The 25,561-nt window shown below is 39.7% G+C and carries 13 protein-coding genes; 3 read left to right on the top strand and 10 right to left on the bottom strand.

Annotation, left to right across the window (positions count from 1 at the left end; genetic code table 11):
• Positions 1-13: 13 nt before the first annotated feature.
• From ACH784_RS12415 to ACH784_RS12380, 8 genes are all read right to left on the bottom strand, one after another.
• Positions 14-1,447: a peptide MFS transporter gene (locus ACH784_RS12415; RefSeq protein WP_404390636.1), complete on the bottom strand. Its 1,434-nt coding sequence runs from the start codon at positions 1,445-1,447 to the stop codon at positions 14-16.
• Between the two features lie 280 nt (positions 1,448-1,727).
• Positions 1,728-5,813 (bottom strand): poly-gamma-glutamate synthase PgsB, encoded by a 4,086-nt coding sequence (locus ACH784_RS12410; protein WP_404390634.1) that lies wholly within the window; start codon positions 5,811-5,813, stop codon positions 1,728-1,730.
• A complete protein-coding gene (locus ACH784_RS12405) occupies positions 5,803-10,056 on the bottom strand; it encodes a hypothetical protein (RefSeq protein WP_404390632.1) in 4,254 nt (1,417 codons plus the stop codon). Before ACH784_RS12405 ends, ACH784_RS12410 begins: the two co-directional genes overlap by 11 nt.
• Complete coding sequence (locus ACH784_RS12400) at positions 10,035-10,808, bottom strand: hypothetical protein (protein ID WP_404390630.1); 774 nt, start codon at positions 10,806-10,808, stop codon at positions 10,035-10,037. Before ACH784_RS12400 ends, ACH784_RS12405 begins: the two co-directional genes overlap by 22 nt.
• Positions 10,795-13,089: a hypothetical protein gene (locus tag ACH784_RS12395; protein ID WP_404390628.1), complete on the bottom strand. Its 2,295-nt coding sequence runs from the start codon at positions 13,087-13,089 to the stop codon at positions 10,795-10,797. Before ACH784_RS12395 ends, ACH784_RS12400 begins: the two co-directional genes overlap by 14 nt.
• Positions 13,076-16,186: a poly-gamma-glutamate biosynthesis protein PgsC/CapC gene (locus tag ACH784_RS12390; protein ID WP_404390626.1), complete on the bottom strand. Its 3,111-nt coding sequence runs from the start codon at positions 16,184-16,186 to the stop codon at positions 13,076-13,078. Before ACH784_RS12390 ends, ACH784_RS12395 begins: the two co-directional genes overlap by 14 nt.
• Entirely contained in the window at positions 16,186-18,156 is a 1,971-nt protein-coding gene (locus ACH784_RS12385) for a hypothetical protein (protein ID WP_404390624.1), read from the bottom strand. The genes ACH784_RS12390 and ACH784_RS12385 overlap by 1 nt, the downstream gene beginning before the upstream one ends.
• Before the next feature lie 21 nt (positions 18,157-18,177).
• A complete protein-coding gene (locus ACH784_RS12380; RefSeq protein WP_404390622.1) occupies positions 18,178-20,361 on the bottom strand; it encodes a CapA family protein in 2,184 nt (727 codons plus the stop codon).
• 274 nt (positions 20,362-20,635) lie between these two features.
• Here ACH784_RS12380 and tyrR point away from each other — a divergent pair, with 274 nt between their 5' ends.
• Complete coding sequence (gene tyrR, locus ACH784_RS12375) at positions 20,636-22,192, top strand: transcriptional regulator TyrR (RefSeq protein ID WP_404390620.1); 1,557 nt, start codon at positions 20,636-20,638, stop codon at positions 22,190-22,192.
• A 35-nt stretch (positions 22,193-22,227) separates the two neighbouring features.
• Here tyrR and ACH784_RS12370 read toward each other — a convergent pair whose 3' ends face one another.
• Positions 22,228-22,713: a hypothetical protein gene (locus ACH784_RS12370; protein WP_404390618.1), complete on the bottom strand. Its 486-nt coding sequence runs from the start codon at positions 22,711-22,713 to the stop codon at positions 22,228-22,230.
• A 122-nt stretch (positions 22,714-22,835) separates the two neighbouring features.
• Between ACH784_RS12370 and ACH784_RS12365 the strand changes: the two genes are divergently transcribed.
• A complete protein-coding gene (locus ACH784_RS12365; protein WP_404390616.1) occupies positions 22,836-23,375 on the top strand; it encodes an acyl-CoA thioesterase in 540 nt (179 codons plus the stop codon).
• A gap of 40 nt (positions 23,376-23,415) precedes the next feature.
• Here ACH784_RS12365 and ACH784_RS12360 read toward each other — a convergent pair whose 3' ends face one another.
• Positions 23,416-24,084, bottom strand: a complete 669-nt coding sequence (locus ACH784_RS12360; protein WP_404390614.1) for an OmpW family protein — start codon at positions 24,082-24,084, stop codon at positions 23,416-23,418.
• A gap of 264 nt (positions 24,085-24,348) precedes the next feature.
• On the opposite strand from ACH784_RS12360, the gene dapE reads away from it, so the two are divergent.
• Positions 24,349-25,515, top strand: coding sequence for a succinyl-diaminopimelate desuccinylase (gene dapE / locus ACH784_RS12355; protein WP_404390612.1), 1,167 nt, complete (start codon positions 24,349-24,351; stop codon positions 25,513-25,515).
• Positions 25,516-25,561: the final 46 nt, after the last annotated feature.

Below are 25,561 nucleotides of genomic sequence, written 5' to 3'. Positions count from 1 at the left end.
TGTCGTAAGGAAATTATTGCTTAGAACCAGATACCTCTAGCTCTTCACTTAAATAATGCTCTTGTGTGTGTGGTTCGTTGTTGCCTTCTGCGCCATGCATCCAGTCAACTAAACGGTCGCTTAAGAAATACATAAGTGCTGCTGAAATCATTGCTGTTGCACCTAGACCGATGAAGATACCCATGGCATTTTCCATAGCCGCTTCACCTTCGCCTAAGAAAGAACCTACGAAGCCTGCAATCTTATTTGCAATTGCAGTACATAAGAACCAGATACCCATTAGTAATGAAGCAAGACGTAACGGTGCTAGCTTACTTACCATTGAAAGACCGATAGGTGATAAACAAAGCTCACCCAGTGTGTGGAATAAGTAGAAAAGTACTAACCAAATCATGCTGATTTGTAGTGCATCACCATTGCCACCTTCAGTTGCTAGTGCCAACATCATAGTAAAGAAACCAAGTGCTAAGAACACTAAACCAATGGCAAATTTGACCGGTGAGTTTGGTTCTTTCTGATCTAGCTTTAGCCAAATCATCGCCACAATAGGTGCAAAGATAATGATGAAGATTGAGTTAAGAGATTGGAACCAAGAGGCTGGAATTTCAAAGCCCATTAACATGCGGTCAGTGTAATCGTTAGCAAATAGGTTCATTAAACCACCTGCTTGCTCGAAACCCATCCAGAAAATGATACTGAATACACTCATTGTGAAGATGACTTTGATTCGGTCTTTTTCAACTTTAGTTAGCGGCTCTTTCTGACCAGATTCAGACTGTTGCTGTGACAGCTTTGCTGAAGGTACAACACCAATGTCACCAAGATACTTGTTGCTTAGAATCAATTGCATAACAACTGAAATAACCATGCCAACACCTGCAGCAATAAAGCCTGCTTGCCAGTTAACAACTGCAGCCACATAACCTGCAACAAGTGGACCTAGTGCACCACCTAAGTTAATACCCATATAGAAGATAGTGAAAGCACCGTCACGACGCTTGTCACCTTCTTGGTATAAATCACCAACCATCGTAGAGATATTTGGCTTAAATAAACCATTACCAATACACAGTAAAGTTAAACCTACATAGAAAACACTTTCTTCCATGCCACTTACAAGTGAGTGTGGAATACCCATAGTAAAGTGACCTGCAGCCATTAAAATACCACCAATAATGATGGCTTTACGCTGGCCTAATACGTTGTCGGCTAACCAACCACCAAATAATGGTGTTAGGTAAACCGCCATAGTAAATGTACCGTAAAGGCTTAATGCATCAGCGTTGCTCCAGCCGAAGCCGCCGTCTTGTGCCATTGCAACAAGATATAATACTAAGATGGCACGCATGCCGTAGTAACCGAATCGTTCCCACATTTCTGTGCCGAATAGCAGGAATAGCCCCTTAGGGTGTCCTAAAAACTCACCTGCTTTAGGTAATGTGCTCATATTTCTTCCTAAATTATCAAAATGTGTTGTGTGGCCTATTTATAATTATGCACTGGGTGCTAAGTGTGACGTTTGGCCAAACGTCTAATAGTAATTTCATTAAAGCGATGTAGGCTTAGAGTCGTCATTGCTTTAATGAAACAGGTACATACGCATTAAAATTGCTTAAATATGCACTGCAACGATTCAGTATACCGAGCGCTCGGCGTTAGGGGAAGTCTGACAAGACAAACCGAGCATTGAATAAGATAAAATCTTCTATATATGGCAGCAAAGAAGGCTACATTTCTTGTTGATCGCCTTTAGAGGTTAACCAGCCAGGCTTTTGACTTCGATTTAAAGTAGCTAAAACTGAAATGGCTTTTTCAATGGTAATACGTTGATCAGCAATATCTTGATAAACTTGTTGAGCTGTTTTTTTACGTTTAACAGCTGCCCCAGCATCTAAAAATGATTCAACAACCTGATTAACAAACCCTCTGAATTTGCTTTTTGGCCGCTCTTCATCATTTGAGTTGTCTTCATTTTTTCCATTAACCACTTTTTCGTGAATATATCTTAGCTCGGCTTGGCTGAATTCATTTTGCGCATGCTCTGAATGAGCAATATCTTTTATTGCCTGTTGTAAATAGTCGATTTCAATTGCGCTAAACTTTGGTTGCTGCGCTAATTTTAGAAGGTGTTTTCTAAACTCAGATTGCTTTGTAGCTGGTGATTTTAGTGTTTCACACATCTGATAGATTTTCTGCCATTGTTGCCACATATAAACATAATTTAAGCCCGCTCCTTTAATGTTTTGCATGCCAACAATCAACTGATGTTGATTGCTCATTGCGAGGCTTGCTATATGACTAGTTAGCTGGTCCGGTTTAACATAAGCATTTTCTACTAATACAATTTTGCTTGAAACGATGCTTTGCACTGTGTCTTTCAATAATTCAGAGTTATCTTGTAAGTCATCTATATTTAGCAATGCATTGGCCATTTGCCAATTTTCATAACTTACGATTATTTTTTCTAAGTGTTCAGAGTCATTCAGTAGACGGCCACTTAATACCGACTTCAAAGTGTCTACAGAGGTAATATCTGCTGTTTGTAGCGGTATCTCTAACGTATGATTAATTTTTTCGAGCCATGTTTGTGGTTGATGGACCACATTAAATTGCGTTAAAAATGCCTTTAGGTCTTCGGCGTCATTATTTTTCAGTAACGTTTCTAAGCGCTCATTGATTGCATGTTTTAGATAAGCGTTAAAACCATCTACGTTAGTACCAATCACCACTAAGAAATCGAAACGCAGGTCTTCAGCTAATATCTGAGCAAAAACTTTCGAGCGAGCGATGCGATCATTGCGGTTATTTATAAGGGCAATGGTTTGAATATGAGGCTGGTCGTTTAGGTCAAACAGTTCGAGGCGTTTCCAATTTTCGATGGTTGCCAGCCTTTCATTTGCCGACATACTATTTACAAAAGACTGAGAAATAGTCCCTATGGGCGCTGATTGAAAATGCTGTAACACGCCAATATCTGGCACGATACGTTCAGCCGTTTCTTTGTATACATAATCTTTATCGATACCTATGTACTGTGCCATTTTACACACTAGCGCAATATTATCAGGGTGCTCTTCGTAAGGGTAAAGGGCTCGAATATCTGGCGTAATTTGATAGCCTTCTCCCCAGTGCGTTTGGATGAGTGTGGTATTTTTGGCATCTGCCGCATCACTCAAAATTGGCATCATCGACTGCTCGGCAGTGAAGACTTGCGTATTACTACCAATAAATGCAGACATCTCTTTGGCAACATCAATGCCAGTTGGGCCCAAAATATCTTCATGATCAGGGTATGCATTGGTGATGGTGGCAAAGTTATCTTGCATCCAACGTCGTAAAATTCTTACATATCTCGGAGTTAGACCCATGCATTCCCATAGAAACACATCGGCTTTGGTTTTTCTGGCAAAGTCGAGAACATCACTTTGCTCCCAGATACTGGCTTTATCGAAAGGACGAAATAGCGGTACTTCGTATTGTTCACCGTTACTTTTTCCGTAAATCATCATGGCTTCACAGCCTGTCGTTTTTGCGATAACACGTAAGTCTAAACTACTGAATAAAGCAGATTTCAATCGTTCAGTACCTGATTTTCCTCGTGTTCCCCAGCCACCGATACTTACAGGGATTGTTTTTCGGTTGCGCTTGATTTTCTTACTGACGTGAATATGACGGCCCCAAAAATAAGCCATAAAGCCAGTAACGAAGAAAACCAACTGTGAAATTGAGTTTTGATAAATGGAATAAATGTATTCTTTAAAGCTGAACCAAATATTGAGTAACACAGGTGTTAAAGCTGCTTTGCTGAATAATTTGCTAATTGTCGATTCAACGGGAAAAGAAGCACCAAGCACATCTCCATAGGCTTTAAAGTCTATTTCAAACCCTAACTCTCTTAAGGTATTGATAAATTTCTTTTGTTCTAAATCGTTACCCTTTCTTAAGCTATCGAGTTGTGCAAAATTTACTGACAAATACCAATAGGCTTTAATACGTTTTATAAGGGTTATAGGGCGGTGTATCTCCAATATGCCGTCAGGGGTGTAGCTGAAAGCAGGTTCAGTGGTCTGATCTTGGCTAAGTACTGACAATAAATAATCAAGTAGAGGCAAATGGGGTCTGGCGGTATGCTCATTAAGGTTAAATAATGCCTCCCCAGGTACATTAGTTTCACTTATTTCTGCCACACTGCAGCTTGCAACATGTAATTCAGCCGATGGTTTTTTAGTCAGAGTATGATTAAAGCTCTGGCGCTTATCTGTACTTGGGTTAAAAAATTCGTGCCAAATACGCCAAAGACGCCTGCCTCGTTTATAACCGGGTGAAATGTGCCAATTATTTTTAATGATTTTGCCACTAAAAGCTTCGGCATGTTGCGCTTTAAAGCTGAGTACTCTACCAAGAGTGTGTTGATCTACTCCTGTAGATAGCGAAACGTGTTGTTTGGTTGCGAGTTGATCATCAATATTAGCCAGTAATGTTTGCTGACTAAAGCTGACCAATTGCTCCCTAGCTCTTGAAATATAGCGCTTCAAAGCAATATGAGACTCATTCTCTAAAGATGAATTAAGCGCCGAAATAAACTGCTGAAAGACCTGCTCAGGCTTATCTGTTTGGAGTTGCAGATTGAGCATAACGCGCGCGCTATTTTCAATATTTAAACGTTTTACTTCAAAGGGTAAGGGCTTTTCTAGCACACGTTTCCAAAGCGGGAAGATGAATTCAAAATCCGCATATTGTTGCTGTGTGAACTGCTTTACCAGGGTAAATAAAACAGCCCCACAGGTCTCGTCTTCTATTCGTTTTACAATGAGCGTTTTAGCTTGCTCAGGTTCAAGGGAATTTAGCTGCTCTATTAAAGCTTGTCTTACTCGTGGATATGGATGCTCACTGAGTCTATGCAATAAATCCACTTCTTTACTTGTTAAGCTTGACTGGTTAGCAATAACCCTTGGGAGCGCTGCGAGTACAAAGAGACTATCATTATCTTTTGGCTGTTCAGGAAAATCAGTCACAGCATCTTCGATCAATGCCCAAATATGTGCGCGTATAAAAGTAGGGCGCTGCACATATAGGATCTCTAGAATATCAATAACCGCTTGATACGGTGTATTTTCCTCTTCTAGTAACTCAATCAGTTCTGCGGCGAGTTCTTCGTTTAACTCAGGATCGGCATTACATTGATGAATAACGGCAACTTGGTTAACCAGCGCGCGAATAATACTGTGTTTTATATGCGTGCTATGGTTGTTTTTGAGCATTTTCATGAAGAAAGGCTCTAAATCGAGCTTTTTCCAGTTTTCTAATATTTCAGTTTCATTGCCGCGTAAATGAGCGGTAGTGAGTGCGCCTAGTTTGCTGATTAAAAACTTAAGTGCTTGCTCTGTATCAGCGACTTGGCGTTGGTAGCGGTCAATTACGGCGCCATCATCAAACCACCGAGACAAGGCTTGTTTGTCTTCTTTTAGTTGCTCTTCTGTGGCACCTAGTTCGCGGGCATAATTTAAGATATGGAGCTCTTTTTCAGCGCGAATATCAGATTTTGCTAAGCGTTGTACAAACAGTTGATACGATGCATCGAGTTTTTGAGTTTGACCTTTAAGGCGCTCTATTTTGTGGCGTAGAAAAGCAATAGATTGCAGTTGTAACCAAGTTTGCACAGATTCATTTTCTGGAATGTTGCGAATCAATGGCCATTGCAGTAGCTCGTTTATTAGGTCTTGATATTTGTGACGATACAGTTTCAGCCAAAACTTTTCGATGTTAGCGAATAAGATAGACTCGAGCTGTTGTTTTAATTCATTATTTGTCATAAATGTCTTGTTCTAAAAAATGGGTCAATTGTAATGATTCGAAAAGAATTTCGTCATGTGCAAACGGACCAAATCCCGTGTTTTGCAAATTACCTAGATTGATTTCTAAACGCAGAGAGTGATCTTTTCTAAACCAATCTTGTGTCCAGCTCAGCTTGATCCATCCGGCTGTTTGCTCTGAAAAATCAAACAGCGTTTGCCAGCTAACTTGGGTGAGATATTGCCAGGTATTATTAGGTCTGTGTTGGTCTGCAAATTTATACTGTGAAGCACCTGCTAATGTGAAAATATGGCCTTGATAAAATTGTTGTAACTCAATATCAAAGCCTAAGTTATCAAAAGACGTCCAATCTTCATTTGACGTTGTAGAGAAGCTAGCTGAGATTTGATTATCACTCCAAGGCTGGTAGCGGTACTGATAAGCCGCGCGCCAACCATGCATGTGATCTTCGCGATAAAAACTAAACATCGACGGACTCATTAGTCTGTCAGCAATATATTCATCTGCTGTGATGCTCGTGTAGTAATAAAATGGCTGCCACCACCATTGATGCCGGTGGGTGTTATCATCTCGCCAGGTTTCGCCAATTTTGAAACTGAGGTTTGAAGTTAAATGGCTTTCACTAATTTGGGTGTCATTTTGCCAACGGTTGTTGATTCTTGCTTCACTAAACCAGTGACTTTCTTTCGACAGCCAGTTGTGTTGCGCATTAATAGAAAACGTCTCGTAATTTTGGTTATCTAGAGTGAAAAGTGATTCGAGTAAATACCAATGCTGTTCGTCTTTATTTCTAAGTCTTAAACCAAAATCGGTGTAGTGGCGAGCTGACTGGCTTTGTTCACTTTCAAAAATGCCTGCTCGGTTATAACGGATCAGACCCTCTACATGGGTAAGGTTTTCATCTGTAGATAAAATATCTTCATAAAATGGCTTTTTCGAGGGCACATGGTAGTAACTTGGTTTCTCGACAATTAAAGGTTCAATTGTAGGAGCAAAGCTAGTCTTTGCCCGGTTAGGATCAAGCTGCCATTTAAACACTCGCGCTAGTTGCGAGTTATGCGCTTGTAAGTTGATTTTTCCGGCGGGATAAAAACCAATTTCTTCTTGTCTTACTTGTCCTGTTAGGCGCTCAATTTTAATCAGGCTATCTGAATCTAGCTGTGCACTTATTTGTTGTTTTTCTTGTGCAAAATAAAATAACTGGCGGGTATCTATGTGCGTATCTTGCCAGCGACCTTGTTGGAAAGACTGAATGCTGACACTGAGTAGCTGAGAAACATAGGGGTTCATCCAACGCAGTGAGATGAGGCCTGTATTTAGTTCTTTCTCAGTTAATGCAAGTTCACTGCTGTGAGCACTTTCTACTGTCCATAACACACTGCTTTCGCTTGATGAAACCAATATATTGGCATAGTTTGTTTTAACTAGCTCAGCGGCTGAAAAGTTAAAAATGAGTTTTACTTTTTGCTTAGCTAATTCAGACAAATCTAAGTTCAAGGTATGATTAGGACGTATCAATAACCCTTGCAAGCTATCGCGTTGACTGGTGTGACGGCTGAGTTGTTCAGCAAAGCTGCGACGTGTGATGGCATTCATGTCGACTAATTGCGTACCCGAATAGTTTAGGTACTGCTCAATTGGCTGCCATGTCCCATAATGCTCAATGCGGTTTCTGAGGGCGATTAAATCTGCAGATAAGGAGGTATTTTCTAGCCGAGCAAATAACAAACTGAACTCAAAATTGTTCAGGGTATCCTGACTCAAACGATACAAAGCATTGGTTAAGAGTGTTTTTAGGTCAATATTCGGGTTGTGGATCAAGTTTGCAAAATGTTGCTCAAGCGAAAATGAAACGGCATCCGATTTAAGGTGCTCTTTAAATGCTTGCGTGTCAGGTAAGGTGTTAATGCTCAAATATTGGGCTTGGGTGCTACTTACTGTGAGTTGCTGCCCTTTTTTTAATTTGATGATGGCTTCGCTAGCGATAGATAGCTTAAGCTCATTTTTTTGAACCTGTGTGGTTGAAGCAACATCGGCAAAAACAGGCAATATTGATTGGGCTGATTGAGTATCTAGATGTAACCAGTGTTGTTGCTGAGTGCCATCATGAATGTAAGGGGTTCTCACTCTAAGCTGCAGTGTCACAGCTTGCTTGGCATAAATCTGTAAGGGGTTATTTTCTGATAAAGTATGGGCGAGATAATCAGCAGTATCGCCTTGCAAATTAACAGTACCATAATGAGAAATATCAAAAGCGGTTTTACTCTCTTCTTCAAGCGGCGTTAAGTGCGCAATACGATTTTGTATCCATCCTTGCTGCGCTGTTTTAGCGTGATTGTGGATATCGTGTTGTGTCCAAAGTGCCTGTAAGTTTTTTTGCTGAGCGAGTAAAATTTGGCCAGTTAAGGATTTGCACTCGTTTAATACGCTAAATTTGTACGCACACAAGCCTTGTAATTTGTACACTTGTTGTGCTTCAAAATACCGAGTAAATAAAGTTTTCGCTGCATAATCGCTCAGTAAAGGTTGTTTTGATTGCAGTAGGCTTTCTAAATAGGCGCTGGCAGTAGAGGTTCTATCTAATTGAGTTAGTAAATCAATTCTCATACGCCACGCATCTAGGGCAATACTCGAAATGTTACTGTTCACGAGCTCTTTTAATAGTGGCAGAGCTTTACTTGGCTCTGATAATGCCAAGTTCATCGCTTTTGAGATCAACTTGTTATCATCACGACTGTCTCTCGATTTGTACGCAGTGTCGATAGGCATTGGTAAGTTGTTAAGATATGCCTGTGCTAATAAGGTATTTTGCTTATTGAGTAGCCCCATCAAGGTCGGGCTTTTTACATGTAACTTACTTTGCATTAAATAAAGCAAAGGGTTATTTGGCAATGTGAGCAAATCGTCCACTTCAACAGCAACTTTGATATTGCTTTCGTCGGCGCTGAACAACTGCAACTTAGTCTCTTGTAAGCTAACGGGCAGCATGATCCGGTTGAAGTTTTGGTTTCTCGAAAACTCAATGATATGTCTTTGATTGTCATATTCAGCCACTAAGTGCCCAGTATGATCAGCTTGAATATAAAGAAATAATTGATTTCTGATCCGTTGAAATTGGCCTATGTCAAAACTCAGCGTATCTTTGAGCTGGTGGCTTGTCAGCGTTTTTTGCTGCGGCACCATATAAAGTTGTTTTGCTGCAGTGCGGAACCCTGAATTTACCGATTGCGTGGCAATTTCACTTTCAATTGATAAACCGCGGTTTGTCACTTGGGCATATCTGCGTGTTGACACTGTGCTAACTAGATCTTGGTAACGGCGCTGTTCAAGCATTGATGCATTTGCGATTGAAAAATGGCTAATTTGCGATAAATCTTGTTGTGTGTAGATTTTCTCGAACGACGCTTCTAAATTTTCCGTCCAATATGGGTTTAGCAGTGCTTCAGGTTGTTTTTCTTGCGCATCTTGATCGTAAATACCTCGATGCATTTGCTCTAGCTTAATTACTGCATCACCAAGGGCAGTAATTTTTAAATAGCTACCTTTTGGAACAGCAAAATAGTCAGTATTCACAGTGCTGATTTTTGTCTGTCTATATTCTGGCGCGTGAACATTAGATACGTTGATTAAGCTAATAGGTTGACCATTTACTTCAACTAGAACTTTATTGTCTTGCTTAAGGTTTGACATCCATTTTCGGACCGATAACTTAAGCTTTTTTGCGTCTTTAAAGTACAGACTGACATGGTTTTGATTGGTCAATGTGTAATAAAACTCATGATCTTGAGCAAGGCTGAGTTTTGTCGCAGTAAGAGGCAATTTTATTGCTCGGCGAAAAGGATCTCTGTGAAAGTGAAATTGTCCTAGTTTTATATTGAGCGTAACCCAATCTTGATTATGATTTTCAAGCTTTAAGATTTGATTATATTGCGTGGCGGCAAGTTGGCACCTTTGCTGGTTACAAACTAATTCGCTTGGATGCAGTTTACGCATGGCATGTTGAGTTTGACCTACCCAAACAGTTGTTTTACTCAGCACATCATCAGGCAAATCTATCCAGCTTCCAGCAGGCACATACATGCTTTTAGATTCATCTTTATCGATACTTATGAGGCTTTTAGCCTGGCTTAGTGAAGAGTCAGCATTTACCCACGCAGGAGCAACTTGCAGCGGAGAAGGGGCTGCAAACAATTGGCAGGTAAATAAGAAACTGATTAAAACTAAATAACTTGGCTTATACATTCAGAAAATTGACTCATTGTATGTTGTTCTTTGACCAATCGCTCACGCATCGGTTTGCTTATTTCGATATGGATGAACGAAAATGGTGTTAAGTTAAGCTTGTGTAGTATGTTTTTAGTTCCGCCTAATTCTTGTACTAGTTCGGGATAAAAATAACTATTTTTCGATATTTTACTTAAGCATCGAGTAAGTTTTTGCTTAACAAAATTCCCTTTTTTACCTTGGCTGACAATAAAATCAGCCTGTTTTGCTGTGTCACTTTTTCGCTTATTTTGATTAAAGCCATGAAGCTGAATGACAACTGCTTTTTTATGCAGTGATTGAAATGCTAAAATCGCACTGTTATGTAAATTATCCCGACGCTTAGAGTAATCCATGGTCTGCTCATCTAAACTGTCACTATGACGATGATGTGTATTACTTAGCATGAGCTGACAGTGAGTACTAAATACTTTTTCACCAATCTCATAGGTATGCATATCAAAAAAGCGGTGCGGTATCGAAATCACGCAGGCCTTGGCATTCAATCGGTATATTAATTCACCTCCGCCGTAAGTCTCTGACGTTGCTTTTAAATAATGCTTATTATATTTCAATGAATACTGCCAAGAGGACAAGTTAGACTTATCCGAAGATTGGAACCAGGCAGATACTTCTTGAGTAAGTTGTTCTAATTTTACTGAAGGTTCAGCACACGCCAAGGTCACACCACAGGTAAATAGAATAGCGAGAACGAGTCTAATCATTTTCATATTGCCTCCACAGAGCTTCAGAAGGCGCTTCGGTATATTCGTCTAGCACACTAATCCAAATATCTTGTTCTGCGTTCAGTGTAATACTTCGAAGTACCTTTAAGTCACTATTCAGCGCCAATGACACACTGTTATAAGTTCGCACTTGTTTTATTGCAGGGTGAAGAGCAAGGCTATCGGTCAATTTTGCTTGTAATAAAGCAAAACGTTTATTTTTAATCGTATATTCAGAGCTTAAACCACCGTTAAATTGGCCATCGATATGGGTATTTAATACCACATATTCATCAAAGCGCTTTGTTTTAAATGCTTTGATGACCACAGACTCAGGAATATTTTTGTAGCTTAAAGTTAAGGGATGACCCGCTTCCAAAAAGTAACTGCGTTGTTTTTGCCATGGGCGATTTACCCCATGATTGGTAAACAAGGTACTGCTGGAGTTTTGCAGAGAAATGAGCTCTGATTGAGTTAAGTTTGTAAGTGGTTGCTCAGTGTAAAACGGTTTATTTTTAGTTATTTCTATAATGCGTTTATCTCTTAGCTGATTATTAGCTTTGGCTTCTAATACTTGTTCAATGGCGTGAACTTGACTGAACTGATGCTCAGTTGGATCACTCTGTTCAAGTAAATTAGCAAAGTATTTATCAGGACTTTTTACTAAAAAAGTATTCGACAGAGGTAAAACATCGGTGAGATCTCTGCTCAAATAAACGGTTTTTCTTTCTTCTTCATCTGGCAGTTCTGGGGGCGCTTCAAACAAGCGAACATTGGTGATCCGCTTTTGTTCAGTGAAAGTAAAGTCATTCAGCGCTTTTTGAGAAAACCAAGCGCCAATAGCAATAAAATCGTCGAGTTCTGGTTGGCATATTTGCTCGCATACTTCGTTTTGATAATGGAAAGAGGCTTGTCTTGCTTGTATCTTTGCCAGCACCTCTTTATTTGACGAAATCTTAATACGATTGACAGCGTTAGGTAGCCTTACAAAAAACGGCTCTGACTCAAAAATTGGCTGACGGACAGTTGTTTCGTCGATAATTCGGTCAAAACGGCTGGTTTCTCCCTGTAAAAATACGCGGTATTGTTCTATTTCAACATCATTATTATAAAGCGAAATATCCACCGGAGTTCCTTTACTGCCTCTAAACTCAAAGTTGATATCGCTGCCTCCTGCGACTTCATACTCAGCATTAAAATTGGGGTCTACATTGTAAAAATAGCTATGTAAGGCGCTAAATTGTGAATCATCTGCTGCAAACCACCTGGTGAGCACGGGTGCCTCTGATTGGATCATGATAAGGCCTGGTTCAACATCTGGAATAATAAAAGTATTTTTATCTGCCGTAGCCTCCAAATTAAGCAGAAGCGGTGCTTTTAGTTGTTTAATATCAAACCAAGTGATGAATAGCGGGGCATTACTTTGCTCTTTTTGAACATATAAGTTTTGCGTTTGATAGTTTCTAAATGATGCGTTTAACTGGCTGTCAGTATAGAAACTATCAAGGTTCAATTGCTGTGCACTAAAGTCATAGCTGAGCACATAATAGGGTAATGTTTCGTAAAGGGTGTCACTGGTAAAATCGATACCTGGAATACCTTGCGGTGCTAATTTTTGCCATTCGAATGTGACTGCATTGAGTATTTCTTGGTTTGATAGGGCATTGTTACCTATGGTGTGGTAGTTGGTCATACGTTCACGCCAATCAGTAGACTGCCTTAACCATGCCCTATTTATGTCATTCAGACTAACAGGTGTTTTTGCATGTAAGCGGATCACAACCCCTCTTAAGTGCACTTCCTCTGGGATAAGGCGTAAAGAAATCGAAGAAGCATTCGTCAATTGCTCGTTGCTAATAAAAAATGATTGCCCAGAAGAAACGGCCAAAGTGTCACGGTTCTCGATGATTTGTTTTACTTGTTTTTCTTCATTATCGAGCGCTAGCTTTGAAGCATGATGATATACATGGGTGCTAAGCGGATTAGCTTTACTATCAAGTAAAGTATATTCAATCCCATAGTGAACAGGTTCTTCAAACTGATTTTGTTCTGAAAAAATGGCGTTTGAAAGCACGCGAATAGAGTAGGTTCTATCTGCAGAAAAGTTAAAGGTCAGTGCTTTGTCTGCTTGTAACCAATGAACTGTTGAGCGTGTTTCATCGTCAGAGCGAAGCGCCACAGGCTCAGCGGATGTGATCCAAAAATAACCACGAACACCTAGCCATGCTAATAAAAGCAGTATGCTAAGACTGATTAATAACTTTAGAAGGCGTTTAATTAAATACATTTAAGCCTCCAGTCATTACTTCAGTAAATTTATCTAAATCAATGACCTTATTTCGTTTTGGTAAATAGATAAGGGCAATCTTATTTTCTAGTTTAATTAATAAAGCCAGCTCGTCTTGAGACGATAGGCGGGTCGCTTGTAAGGTACAGCCATGCTCTTGCATACATAAAGATTTAATAAAAGGAAGATGCTGTGATACGGCATATTGCTCTGTTATATCTCGAAAAGTTTTTAGGCTCGTCGCTTCAATTTGTTGCCAGTCACTAGGTGATAAGGCCGCTATGTTAGTCTGTTTTAAAAATGGCTGCTTTGAAACTGCTAGCAGGCGTTGTAAAAGCGCTTCGTTTGATATAGAAAAATGTTGTTTAAAGTCAGAAGCAAGCCAAAGCGTAGCCAATTCACTCGTTGGTGAGAATAATTGATACCCAGTTTGCGGAGAGGTGCCTAACTCGAGTCCCCTCGTTGCAACTTGGCCTAACACGATTTGGTGTTCTACCCCTAACTCTTGCAAAGACTTGCGTACCATTTCAAGGCTGTGTTTGTGGCTTGGCAAAGGGTGAGTGTACTGAAATGCCAGAGCGCTTGGTCGAATATGTGATGGCGCGCTATGGCTACGAACTTGTAAGTTTAACATACCGGTCTGTTGGTAATGTCGTAACGCGCTCTGATGTACAATGTTAAACAGTGTTTTTACATTGGCGGCAGCCATCACATTGGCACTTTCACTGGCAAAAGGGTGTGCGCCTGCAATTAGCAGTATCTTTGCATCGCTTTTTTGGTATAGCTGGCTGGCAAATTGAATGGTATTACTTTCATACAATGGCCTAGGCACTTGAATATTCAACAAGTTTGCAGGGTCTAAATGTACAAAGTAGAGACCTTGTCCTAATTGATAATACTGGCTCTCGTCCAAGGGCGAAATTTTTACAAAGCGGCCTCTGGGTGTATTTAATAAACTCAATTGGTATCCGACCATTCGTGTGATGTTATTAATCTTGTTCAATTGATTAAGAATATCTTGAGTGATTTCTTGGCCAACAAGCTGATCCGATAAGCTGTAAAGAGGGCGCAATATCTCGTATTCCCAAAGCGCCGCTTCGTTATCAGATAGAGTTTGAAAATGCTGACTGCCCTTTGCTGTAATTTTAGGTATAAAAGCGGTGATTTCTTCTTCAATACTCGTGTTAATTTGCGCAATCGGTGCCTGATTCAATTGGTCGGTTAAAGCAACCTTCGACAGTAATGAAGTATAGGCAGACGTATCTATAAAAGTTTCGATTAATCTCCCCGTGAAGTTTGGACTCGGTAGGTTTTTTGTCGTCAATAAACCAAAGTTACTCTGACTAAACCCGAGTAGCTCTGTAAGTGTTGACTGACTGACAGCTTCAGGAATTCGATTGAAAATCCAAAATTGCCCAGTGGCGCCAAACGGCCCTGTTTCAAGTAAGGCGGTGGTACGCGTATTCACAGAGCGAAGTTGCATAATGTCTTCGCTTTCAAGTGCGTTAATAAACGTCCAATAATAGTTACTTTGTTGACTAGTACTATCGGCACTGAATGCAGGAGTCGCCTGAGTGCCTAATACAAGTGCACTTGCTTTTAAGTGACTCATCAATAATGCAGAAGAATCACTCGCAACACGCTCGGTTGATGGGTGAGGAACGGTCAACAATAAGTCAGAGTCGGCTTGTTTAGCCAAAACAAATAAACCTCTAATGGCTAACTTGCGGGCGTCTTGAATATAAATATATTCATCGTCCTGACGTAAAGAAAAGTCTAATTTCAGCAATAGATCTCGTGCTTTACTCATATTAGTCAAATCAGTTCTATCGCGATTTAGTATGCTAATAGCGGCTCTAAAGGTTTGTAAGTTTTGAGTTTGTTGGTATTGACTGATTTCAACTTTATTTTTTTGATCTGTGTATAGATAACTTTTGTATTCACTCAGCTGTTGGCTGAGATCTTGGATCTCAGTATAGCTTTGTAATGACTTTATTTGATTGCCAATAAATAAAGACGGCACAAACATGATCACAAAGCCAATAAAAATCGCGGCAAACCCGCCAACAACAGAAGTCTGGAAAGTCGCTCGAATAATTAAGCCAAGGGCATTTTTTTGGTAGATTTTCAGTGCTAAAAGGGTTGATAGCATATAGCCAAAGGCGAATGTATCAGTCACTTTCAATGCAGGGTAATAATTGACGATAAAATAGTTAAGCGCGAGCTTATAGGCAAAGCCAATATTAAAGAAAAACAGCAGTAAACGGGCACCTTCAAAGTTTGCATTTTTCAGTCGCGTGTATTGCAGCAATAGTGTACCTAAAATTAAAATTACCGCAGTTTCAATGAATGAAGTCAGTAGTTTACTTGGTTGCATGAGCTGCAAGGCCAGTAATGCGGGCAACATGATGCCGTTAAATTCCCAGCCGTATTTTAAATTTGCCCTAGAGGCAATAAAGGCCGTGATAACTAGGATGATATAGGCTTTTGGCGCAGCGATAATTGACGCAGCGACGTCTTCATACATGATGGCTAAATTAGCAATACTAAAATTAGTGAATGGCATTAACCCATAGCGCACTAATACATACGTAACGGCTAATTGAACTAAAGTTACTTTTACACCATACCTAAAGCCACCATTCCACATTACATTGGCCGTGAGGGCTATTATCACAAGTCCTAAACTATAAAGTTGAGTTGAGTAGTCAAAGGTAATGTCCCAGCTTCCGAGTACATTAGCGATGCTTGGCCAAAACAGCGTATCCATGACCACACGAACAAGTATGCTGATCAAGATAATGGCAAAGAATCGATCACGGCCAAACATTTCTGCATAGCCAAAGCGTTCCATGATGGTTTTAGCACTGAGGCGCATTACAAAATACACCACAAAGGCTTCAATAATGATAACTACTGCAGACGTTGGGCTTACGATGAGTAACGGAACAAGATAACCAGGAACAACCAAGCCCGTTAAAGGAAAACCAAAACGTAAATTTAAGAAACATACCACGGCAATGCCCACCCAAACGGTGGTAATTACCGATTGTCCTAAGCCACTGCCTGTAGGAAAAATGGATAATACCCAATCCATTAATTGGATGCCTCAGATTCGATATTACGATTTTGCTTATTATCTAGAGTCGACATAACTTGTAATTTTTCTTCATCGTTATGTATTTGGTTCAATAACTCAGATAAGTTAATGAACTCAAATAAAATTCCCCCAACTTCAAATGGCTCACCGGCACTGCTTTTTTCATCGGATGATTCTATCGTGCGAACGTTTAACACAAACTGTTGCTCAGACAGTTGTACAGGCAAGTAAATTTCGCCTTTATGTAAAGTTAAATAGCGAAGTTTACCCTTGGCACTTTCGTGATCTAATTCACTCACTTTGCATAGTAAATCGAGAGCAGTCATTTCAAATATGGGCAGGTGATGTTGCTTAGCAAGCTGTTCAAGAGCATGATTGGTCTGCACAACTTGGCCAAATAAATTGAATAGCACAGACGCTGAACGGATCTGATTAAATACATGCTCTAAGGTCGTTAGCTTTTGCTCCATTTCATTGATGGACTGTTTTATTTGCTGGCTAAGCGGTTTCGCTAAGTTGAGGGTGAGCAAGCGCGCTATTGCATTGCTTTCGGCTTTGCCTTGAGTTTCAAAAACGCGATAGTGAAAGAGTAGCTCACCAACTTGGTTAGCAAAACGGTTTACGTTCTTAACAAAAGCCGCTTCGTTAAAACGTTCGTCGGGGGTGATAGTCATTGCCCAAAAGCCACGAATATCGCCAGCGTACATTAAAGGCACAATGTACTGCGCTTCGCTTTCTTGTAGTGATTTAAAGAAGGGGCGAGTAATTTTGACGGTACCGAAAGCCTTGATAGCATCTGAGTATGGAGCACGCTCATAGTCTCGACGCATTTCATGAATATCTGAGAGGTGGCAGTTAATCGCTCTGATTTCATATAAGCGGTGATCACCCTCTAAACGAGCTAACAAAATACTTTTATCTAACGCCAGTTGCTGATTAATGAGCTGAATAATGGAGTCCCAAGGGGTGCTTTGCTCAGTAAAAGATTTCGGTAAATAACGGCCAGACATTTTTTGCCTAATGTTATTCATTAGCCTTTTTAGATCATCTTCTTCTACCCATTTTGCCGATAAAAACACCCAAAATAGCGTGACAAAATTTAATATCACCCCTTCAGCGGCGGGTAACAACAGATGCATTCCCGTCATAACAAAATAGCAAAGCGCTAGCCAAGTTATTGAAAGTACTGATGAGACTATGAGCCCTAAATTAAAAGCAATCTTTTGGTAGAGTACTAGCAGTAAAATTACACTTAACAATTGGATGACGAGCGAAAGCTCTTCGCTCACAGGAGAGATTAATGAGCCCTCGATTAAATTGTGCGCAACATAAGCATGTAAATAAATAGGATTTACTTCGTCGATTAACTTAGGGGCTCTAATCGGTAAGCCAAAGCTATTATTGGTTTGTGAAACTAAAATTAGTTTATCGTTTATTTGTCCTGCCAATAGATCATCGCTTTGTACACGTTTGCTATTGAATTTAGGTAATGCGTGTAAGTCTAAGGCAAAGCTAAGTAAGGGCGAATTATCAAGATTACTCTGGGGGAAAAGCTTAGCCCATAGGCTTTGGCAGTTAGCCGAGGACTGGTTGTTAATCTGAATCGTGTAACCTAGCCATGCTTTTAAGCTCGCTAGGCAAAGGCCATTATCTTTTCGAGGATAAAAAACTCGCTCGTTGTTTATGCGCGTTAGTTTTGAATCGGAGACGACAATAATTGCTTTTGGATCATGTTCTAGCAATGAATAAATAAGCTGATCGTGTTCAAAAAGTAAGTCATCTGCCTCAATAACAACAACATCACTGTGCTGCTCTGACTGGAGTTGGTTGAAATATTTGAAAATCGGCGCATTAAACCTCTGTAATGCACCTGTGAGCTCAGCTAACAAAACAAAGCCAATCAAACTGATGATCAACCAGAATGTTTTATGTCTTTTTACAAAGAAAAGTTGTTGTTTTAATGACACAAAGCGTTCCTAGGACGTCAATTAGAATTGACTAAAGGTTAATTTTAATCGAACAGCCTTGTCAGTTAATACTCTTAAAAACGATTTTCCATGTAATTGAGTTGTGCGCCACGTTCGATCCGATAATTGCACTGAATTTTGCCAAGAAATCAGAGCAATATCATCTAATTGTAGTTCAGCATTGCCACTTTTTGGTGGCGAATGAATAAATGCAAAGCGCATTCCGCGAGGCGGTAAACTTTCTGGACCTAAGACATTATTGTCATCTGGTAGCTCGAAGTTTATTTTAAAGGGTTGCCAGTCGTAGTCACCCCCTTCAGAAATGGCAAAAGTTTGCTGCGAAAAAAGCAAAGAGTCCTCAGAAGTTAGTATGCTCAAATCCATCTCTAATTTACCTGAGTTCGTACCTTTTGCATAACCAAATAAGGTGTGATCATGGAATACATTGCTCACATCATCGGCAGGCGTTAGTGGAAAAGCGCGCACGGTTTGTTTAAATGGCACTCGCAATGAGAAATTATCATATTGATCTCTTGTCAGACAGAGTCCTTGATTACCTCGGAAGGCGCCTGTGATACATGGAGTAGCATCTTCATCTGAATGATCCCAGTGGTTGACTTCAAACTGGGTGTCATCATTATCCCAATCTTCAAAGTCTCCGAATGCCAATAAATCTCTGCCTAGAGTTAATTCCTTAATATCTTCATTTGTACTAATGGCACTTAAAAAACTATCACTGGGCGCAAGTGCTCGTAAATCGATAATGTGCTCACCGGCTGTTAATTCAACAACTTCTTGCTTTAATTCTGTAGGTGCAATTTGTTGGTCAAACAAAATTTCGGCATATCCTTGCATAGGGATAACAGAAACATTGTTAGAAAATTCAGCAATTCGCTTGATTAAATAATTACTCAAATCGCCAGAAATAAGTCGCGGTTGATACTCCTCAATATAAATTGGGTAAGCTTTGGCTGAAGTGATTTTAGGTTCTTGGTTTTTATTTACGACGACTTCAACGGCAAGACCTAAAACAGTCTCTAGACGGTTTTGGTCAAATACAAAGTTACCTAGTCCTAAAAGAGTGGGGACACCATTATAAACAGAAAAACCTTGTGCAACATGGGGATGGTGAGTCACCATTAAGTCAGGCTTTGCATCAAGTGAAGAGATAAACTCATAGCGACTTTCTATATAGTCAGTTTGTGCATATGAATATTCATCGCCACCATGGAGTTGAATCACCGTGAAGTCACTATTTTGAGCACTGAGCTGTAAAGCATTTTTAAGACTATCTGAGTTAGATAAATCAGCTGCGCCACCTTTACTTTCGTCAGCTACATAAGTTACAGCGTGATCACCTCCGCGGATGGAAGTAGCAGATACAAGCGCAAGGGTCGTATTTTTAATGTTTTCAAACACGGGTGCATACGCTGCATCAGCATTTAGCCCTGCACCGCTGTGTAAAAGTCCTGCTCCAGAGACAAATCTTAATGTGTCATTTAAGCCAGCAAGCTGGTAGTCATATACGTGATTATTACCTAACGCTACATAGTCAATGCCAATTGCATTTAAACCCTCAAGGGTTTCTGGTAAAGAAAAGAACGAAAACTCTTTGGTTGGATGCACACTGGTAGGTTGGTTAAGTACTGGTGACTCTAAATTAACCGATGCAAAATCTACGTTATTAAATAAAGGTTTTACATATTCGGTGATAGTTATAGCAGAGGTGGCTGCATTTGATTTGTTGATTATGGCGTCAGGTAAATCAGGCACTGAATTATTCATGGTGGTAATACTTGAGTCCATAAAACGACGACCAAACATAGTATCACCAGCAAAAATAAGACTTATTTCTTCATCAACTTTTGGCGTAAGTGCAATGACTTCGCTGTCATTGTTGTCTGACACATTAATTGTTGTATAGATAATGTGGTATGCAGGATCACTAATTTCGAGCGAATAGTTACCCTTAGTCAGTGTGTCTATTGAGATCAGGCCTTGCGAATTCGTTTGATATGACTTGCCTGAAACTTTTACATTTACATTAGCAAGTGCAGCACCAGCCGCATTTTTGACCTCAAGAGTGAAAGGAATGGTTTTTACAACGGCTTCGTTACGTTCATCAGTCTCTTTTTGCTGTTGTTCGGATGGACCAGTTTCATAAGGGTCTTCTACTGAGCAGGCTGATAAAAAAGAAAGCAACATACAAATTGCTACATTGTAAATAGTTTTTATTTTAAAGCTTGAAAACGGCATCTATAACTCACTTTTATCAGTCGATAGTATTATAAATTATTTATTTAATTTGATGCAATTATTAAATTTGTGTCCAAAACATGAACTTTAAGTTCCCATGTTAAGCCCTTAAAGGAGAATAAGCCACAGTTAAACGTTCAATAATGTTTACATTTTTGTAGTCTGGAGACTATTCTTAGAGTATCATTTTGCCGTGTGATGTTTAGCCCTGTTTGAGGAACAAATGCGTCTTGAAATCCTGTGTGCCGATCGTATCGGAATAGCACAAGAAGTATTAAATATTTTAGTAAATTATCAGGTTGATCTTAAAGGTATTGAGGTCGATTCGGTTAATTGTAAGATGTATGTGAGTTTTCCTCCCATTGAATTTGAACAGTTTCAGAAAATAATGCCTGAGATACGTTTAATAGATGGAGTGGAAGACGTTCGTACTACGGCTTTTTTACCCTCAGAACGAGAGCATAATGAATTAAATACTTTGTTGAGTGCTTTACCTGATGGTGTTATTTCTATCGACGCCAAAGGTTGGGTTCGTCATTGTAACGATGCAGCATGTAAAGATTTAAGCTTAAGCCTAGACGATGTGCTTGGTGAAAATATAAATAACTTGTTGAAAGGATTTAATTTTACTCGCTGGCTTGAAGGTAAAGAGGTGCTCGGGCAAACAACTCGGGTTGAAGTAGGTGGTGAAGATTTCATTGCTGACATTCTGCCTATTACGGTTCCTCAGAAGCCCGATGGTGATATCTTAGCTGGTGCGGTTATTAATATTAAATCGCAAAGTCGTTTAGGCCAGCAAGTGAGTGCCTTCAGACGCTATGGGCAAGAAAGTTTTGCTACGATACACAGTAATAGCACGGCTATGCGTCGGGTCGTTCGCGAAGCGCGAAAAATGTCACAACTTGATGCCCCAATTTTGATTACAGGCGAAACCGGAACTGGTAAAGAACTGCTAGCTAGAGCATGTCATTACGCATCAAACCGATCAATCAAACCATTTATTGCTTTATCTTGCGCGTCTTTACCTGATGATGTTGCTGAGTCAGAACTGTTTGGTTATGCAGGCTTTGAAGAAAATGCCGCACCTAAACGCGGCGTTTTAGAACAAGCTGATGGTGGAACGGTATTTTTAGATGAAGTAGGCGAAATGTCGACGCAACTTCAAACTAAACTGCTCCGCTTCTTGCAAGATGGCACATTTAGAAAAGTAGGCGATGAAAACGAAGTTAAAGTAAATGTTCGTATTATTGCTGCGACACAGAAAGATCTACCTGCGATGGTGCAAGAAGGGACTTTTAGAGAAGATTTATACTATCGTATCAACGTTCTTACTTTAGATATAGCGCCACTTCGAGACAGAAAAGCGGATATTGGTCCACTTACTGAGCACTTCATTCAAAAGTACGCGCAACAAAATGGTCAATCTGCGCCAACTTTAACTGCAGATTGTTTAGTATTCTTAGAGCAATACCCTTGGCCAGGTAATGTTCGTCAACTTGAAAATGCAGTCTATCGTGCGGTCTCACTTCTTGATGACAAAGAATTACGAGTAGAGCACCTACAGTTGCCTACATTTACACATGAACTAGGTTATTTAGAGTCAGACTTTGAGGGCACACTTGAGCATGCGGTGAAACGTTTTGAAGCAACTCTGCTCAGAAAGCTCTACCCGGCATACCCAAGTTCAAGACAATTAGCAAAGCGTTTAGGTTTGAGTCATACCGCTGTTGCGAATAAATTAAGAGAATACGGTATTAACAGAAAAACCGTAAAAGTCTAAGTTAACGTGAGCTATAGTTAATTTAGTTGTGGGAGCTACTTTTTAGCTCCCATATCTTTTGTCACACCGTCGATTTTAATGTTATCAATCCCGTCTTCTTTAAATTTAATTTGAATACTGACGTTATTTTTTACCAGAAAGTAGTCAATGTTATTTAAAGATAAAACATAGTTGCCTTTTACAGGAACTTTAAAGTCTTTCTTTCTAAGAGCGATGGTCTGCTCCCCTAAATGCCACTCGAAACTATCAATAAAGCCGGCATTAAATTCTTGCACCCAAACTTTCGAATCATCTTTACTCAGAGTGATTGCGATAGAGTATGACTCTGGCAAGCTAGACATATCATAAGTTTTGCTGCCTATACGAAACTTCTCTTTGGCTTTCTCCCATGAAAAACCAAATTCAAATGCTTTCTCTATTCCTGTTGGGTAAGTTATTGACCCTTTGCCTGCAAAATCAAAGTCGGCATAGGCGGAAGAAGCGAATAGTAAGCTGATAAGGCAAAAAGCATTAAATTTCATATCTATCTCAAATCATTGTTTATTGTTTTAAGACTAGTGGACGGTTAAGCGCTTAGCAACAATTTATTGTGAGTAACTAAGCTTATGTTAAACTTTATTTTTTACTCACTGGTTGGACCATAATGAATCTGTACTTTAGGCTTATACTTCTCCTCTTAAAAATTAAAAGAAACAAACAATACAAAGGCTTACTAGACACAAGTGCCATTGATTTTAAAGTAATGCCCAGTGATTGCGATATCAATATGCATTTGACTAACTCACGTTATCTCGCATTTATGGACTTAGCAAGGACGTGGATGACAGAAGAAATTGGCCTATTTAAAGTGGTTATGAAGCGTCGCTGGTTTCCAATTGTGAATGCAACGGCAATTACTTATATTCGAGATATAAAGCCTTTTGAATCATTTAAAGTGAGCACACAGCTGGTGGGTTGGGATCATAAGTACTTTTATATAGAGCAAAAATTTACAACCGATAGAGGGTTACATGCAATTGCTTACGTCAGAGGCGTATTTAAAAGTAAAAAAGGCATTGTCAGCGTTGAAGACATGTTAGCAGCGGCAGATTTTACAGGCTCAGCGCCGGTGTTATCTGAAGAAATAGAACATTGGAAGGCGATGTTAGAAGCTAAAAAAAATAATAATAAAAAAGGCCACTAACCGTGGCCTTAGGGATCGAGAAAGTAACTGTATTTATAGCTTAGAACTTGTATTTAACACCTAGCATTGCAACAACTGGGTCAAGTTCTACATCTGATGTTAAAACTTTTGTGCCGTTTGCATAAACAGATGCATCAGTATTGATATCAATTTTTGATACCATGCCATGAACACCCCATTTTTCATCAATGTTGTAGTTGAAACCAGCTTGTAGTGCTACGCCAAATGAGCTGTCTAAATCTACTTTAACATCTTGTGTACCAAGCACTGTTTTTAATGTTGAGCTAGCTTCTTCGTCAAAGAATACAGTGTAGTTAAGACCTGCACCGATAAATGGACGGAATTTAGCGTTTGGCTCTAAAAAGTGGTACTGAGCAACAAATGTAGGTGGTAAATGTTTTACGCTTGCTAGATGTACGCCACCGATTGCGCCAACACCCGCTAAATTACCAGCGCCTGAAACGTCATGTGAGAAAGGCGTTGCGGCAATTAGTTCAAAAACAATGTTATCAGTGTATTGATAATCAAAAGTAATACCTAGTTGGGTGTTTGAATCTGCAACTAAGCCTGCACCTTTATCTTGATCTAGTGCAGAAGCTGTATCGCTAGGGTTTACATTAATTAGACCAACATTAACGCTTAATTTAGCTTGTGCTAAAGGAGCGGCTACTAAAAGAGTAGTAAGTAGAGCTGCGCCAAGTTTTTTCATTTTCATCTCCTGATGCCTTTGCAAGGTATGTAATTTTTTTCTTGAAGCCACTATAGGCCAGTCCAGAAATTGAAAACTGTTCTAGATCAATTTTTAATTCAGGTTGTTTCAGAAATTTTTGAAACTTTGATTTAGATTAATTTTTTAGGCGCTAAACACGATTTGACGGGGGGTTAAGTCTTCTAACTGCAAGTAAAGTGACACACAAATGCAATAAGTTAAGGCTTAAATAACATTTAACCTTCTTTATTGATGACAAATACTATGTTGAGTCCAGTTTTTAAAAATACAGAGTGTGTTGAAGTGATAGATTTTCTTCAAACCCTTGTAAAAGCAAAGTCAATCACGCCAGATGATGCAGGTACTTTAAACTGGCTTTCTGAGCAACTTGGTTCGCTCGGTTTTGAAATTGAGCGCATACATAAAAACGGCGTCAATAACCTTATCGCATCTCGACATTTTGGTGAAGGTCCTAAACTTGGCTTTATTGGCCATGTTGATGTTGTTCCTGCAAGCTCAAATGGTTGGAAAGCTGATCCGTTTTCTGGAGAAATCATTAAAGGCTTCATCTATGGAAGAGGGGTTGCTGATATGAAAGGGGGTATTGCCGCCATGCTATCAGCAACAAAAAAATTGTTAAAACAAGAGCTGCCGACTATTGGGAGTATGTATTGGCTGATCACCTCAGACGAAGAAGGAGAAGCTGAGTACGGGAGTAAAGAAATTGCAGAGTATTTAGCGAGCAAACACATTGTGCTTGACGCTTGTTTAGTGGGAGAGCCTACCGCAGACGAGTTGGCAGGTGATGCGATAAAAAATGGTCGGAGAGGGGCAATATCAGGCCGTATAAATATAAAAGGGAAAGCGGGGCATGTTGCTTACCCTGAAAACAGTATTAATGCAGCACATATTAGTGGCAAAGTGATAAACAGCTTGGCACACATCGTGTGGGATAGGGATGAGGTTGGTTCTAAAACTGGTTTACAGATAACGGGGCTAAAGGTAAATAATAGCGTTGATAATATTATTCCCGATAACTGCGAAATAACATTTAACATTCGTTATAGCCATAATTATAGCAGTGCACAAATAAGAGAAGTTGTTGAAGGCACTTTAGGCGACTTACATCAGTTTTTGAGTTGCACTTGGGAACGACCATGCGAGCCTTATTATACAGGTCATAAAAGTGACAATTGTTTTTTAGCGCTAGTTGAACGAGCCATTTACCAGACATGCGGCCAATATCCTAAATTAACTACGGCTGGTGGAACATCTGACGGGCGGTTTTTCTCTAATGCCCACACTCAGGTTATTGAGTGTGGAGTTGCAAATGCAACTATACATCAAGTCAATGAGCGTGTTGCAATAGAGGATCTAATTCAAGTAGAGCAAATCTACCACGCGATTTTAAAAAGCTATTACCTCGAATAAGTCGGTTTATTGTTGCATTTGTTTACAACTCTCTAGGATGAGGTGC

The sequence above is a fragment of the Pseudoalteromonas phenolica genome (assembly GCF_044788725.1).
GTDB lineage: Bacteria > Pseudomonadota > Gammaproteobacteria > Enterobacterales > Alteromonadaceae > Pseudoalteromonas > Pseudoalteromonas phenolica_C.
This window is presented reverse-complemented; position numbering and strand designations above follow the sequence as displayed.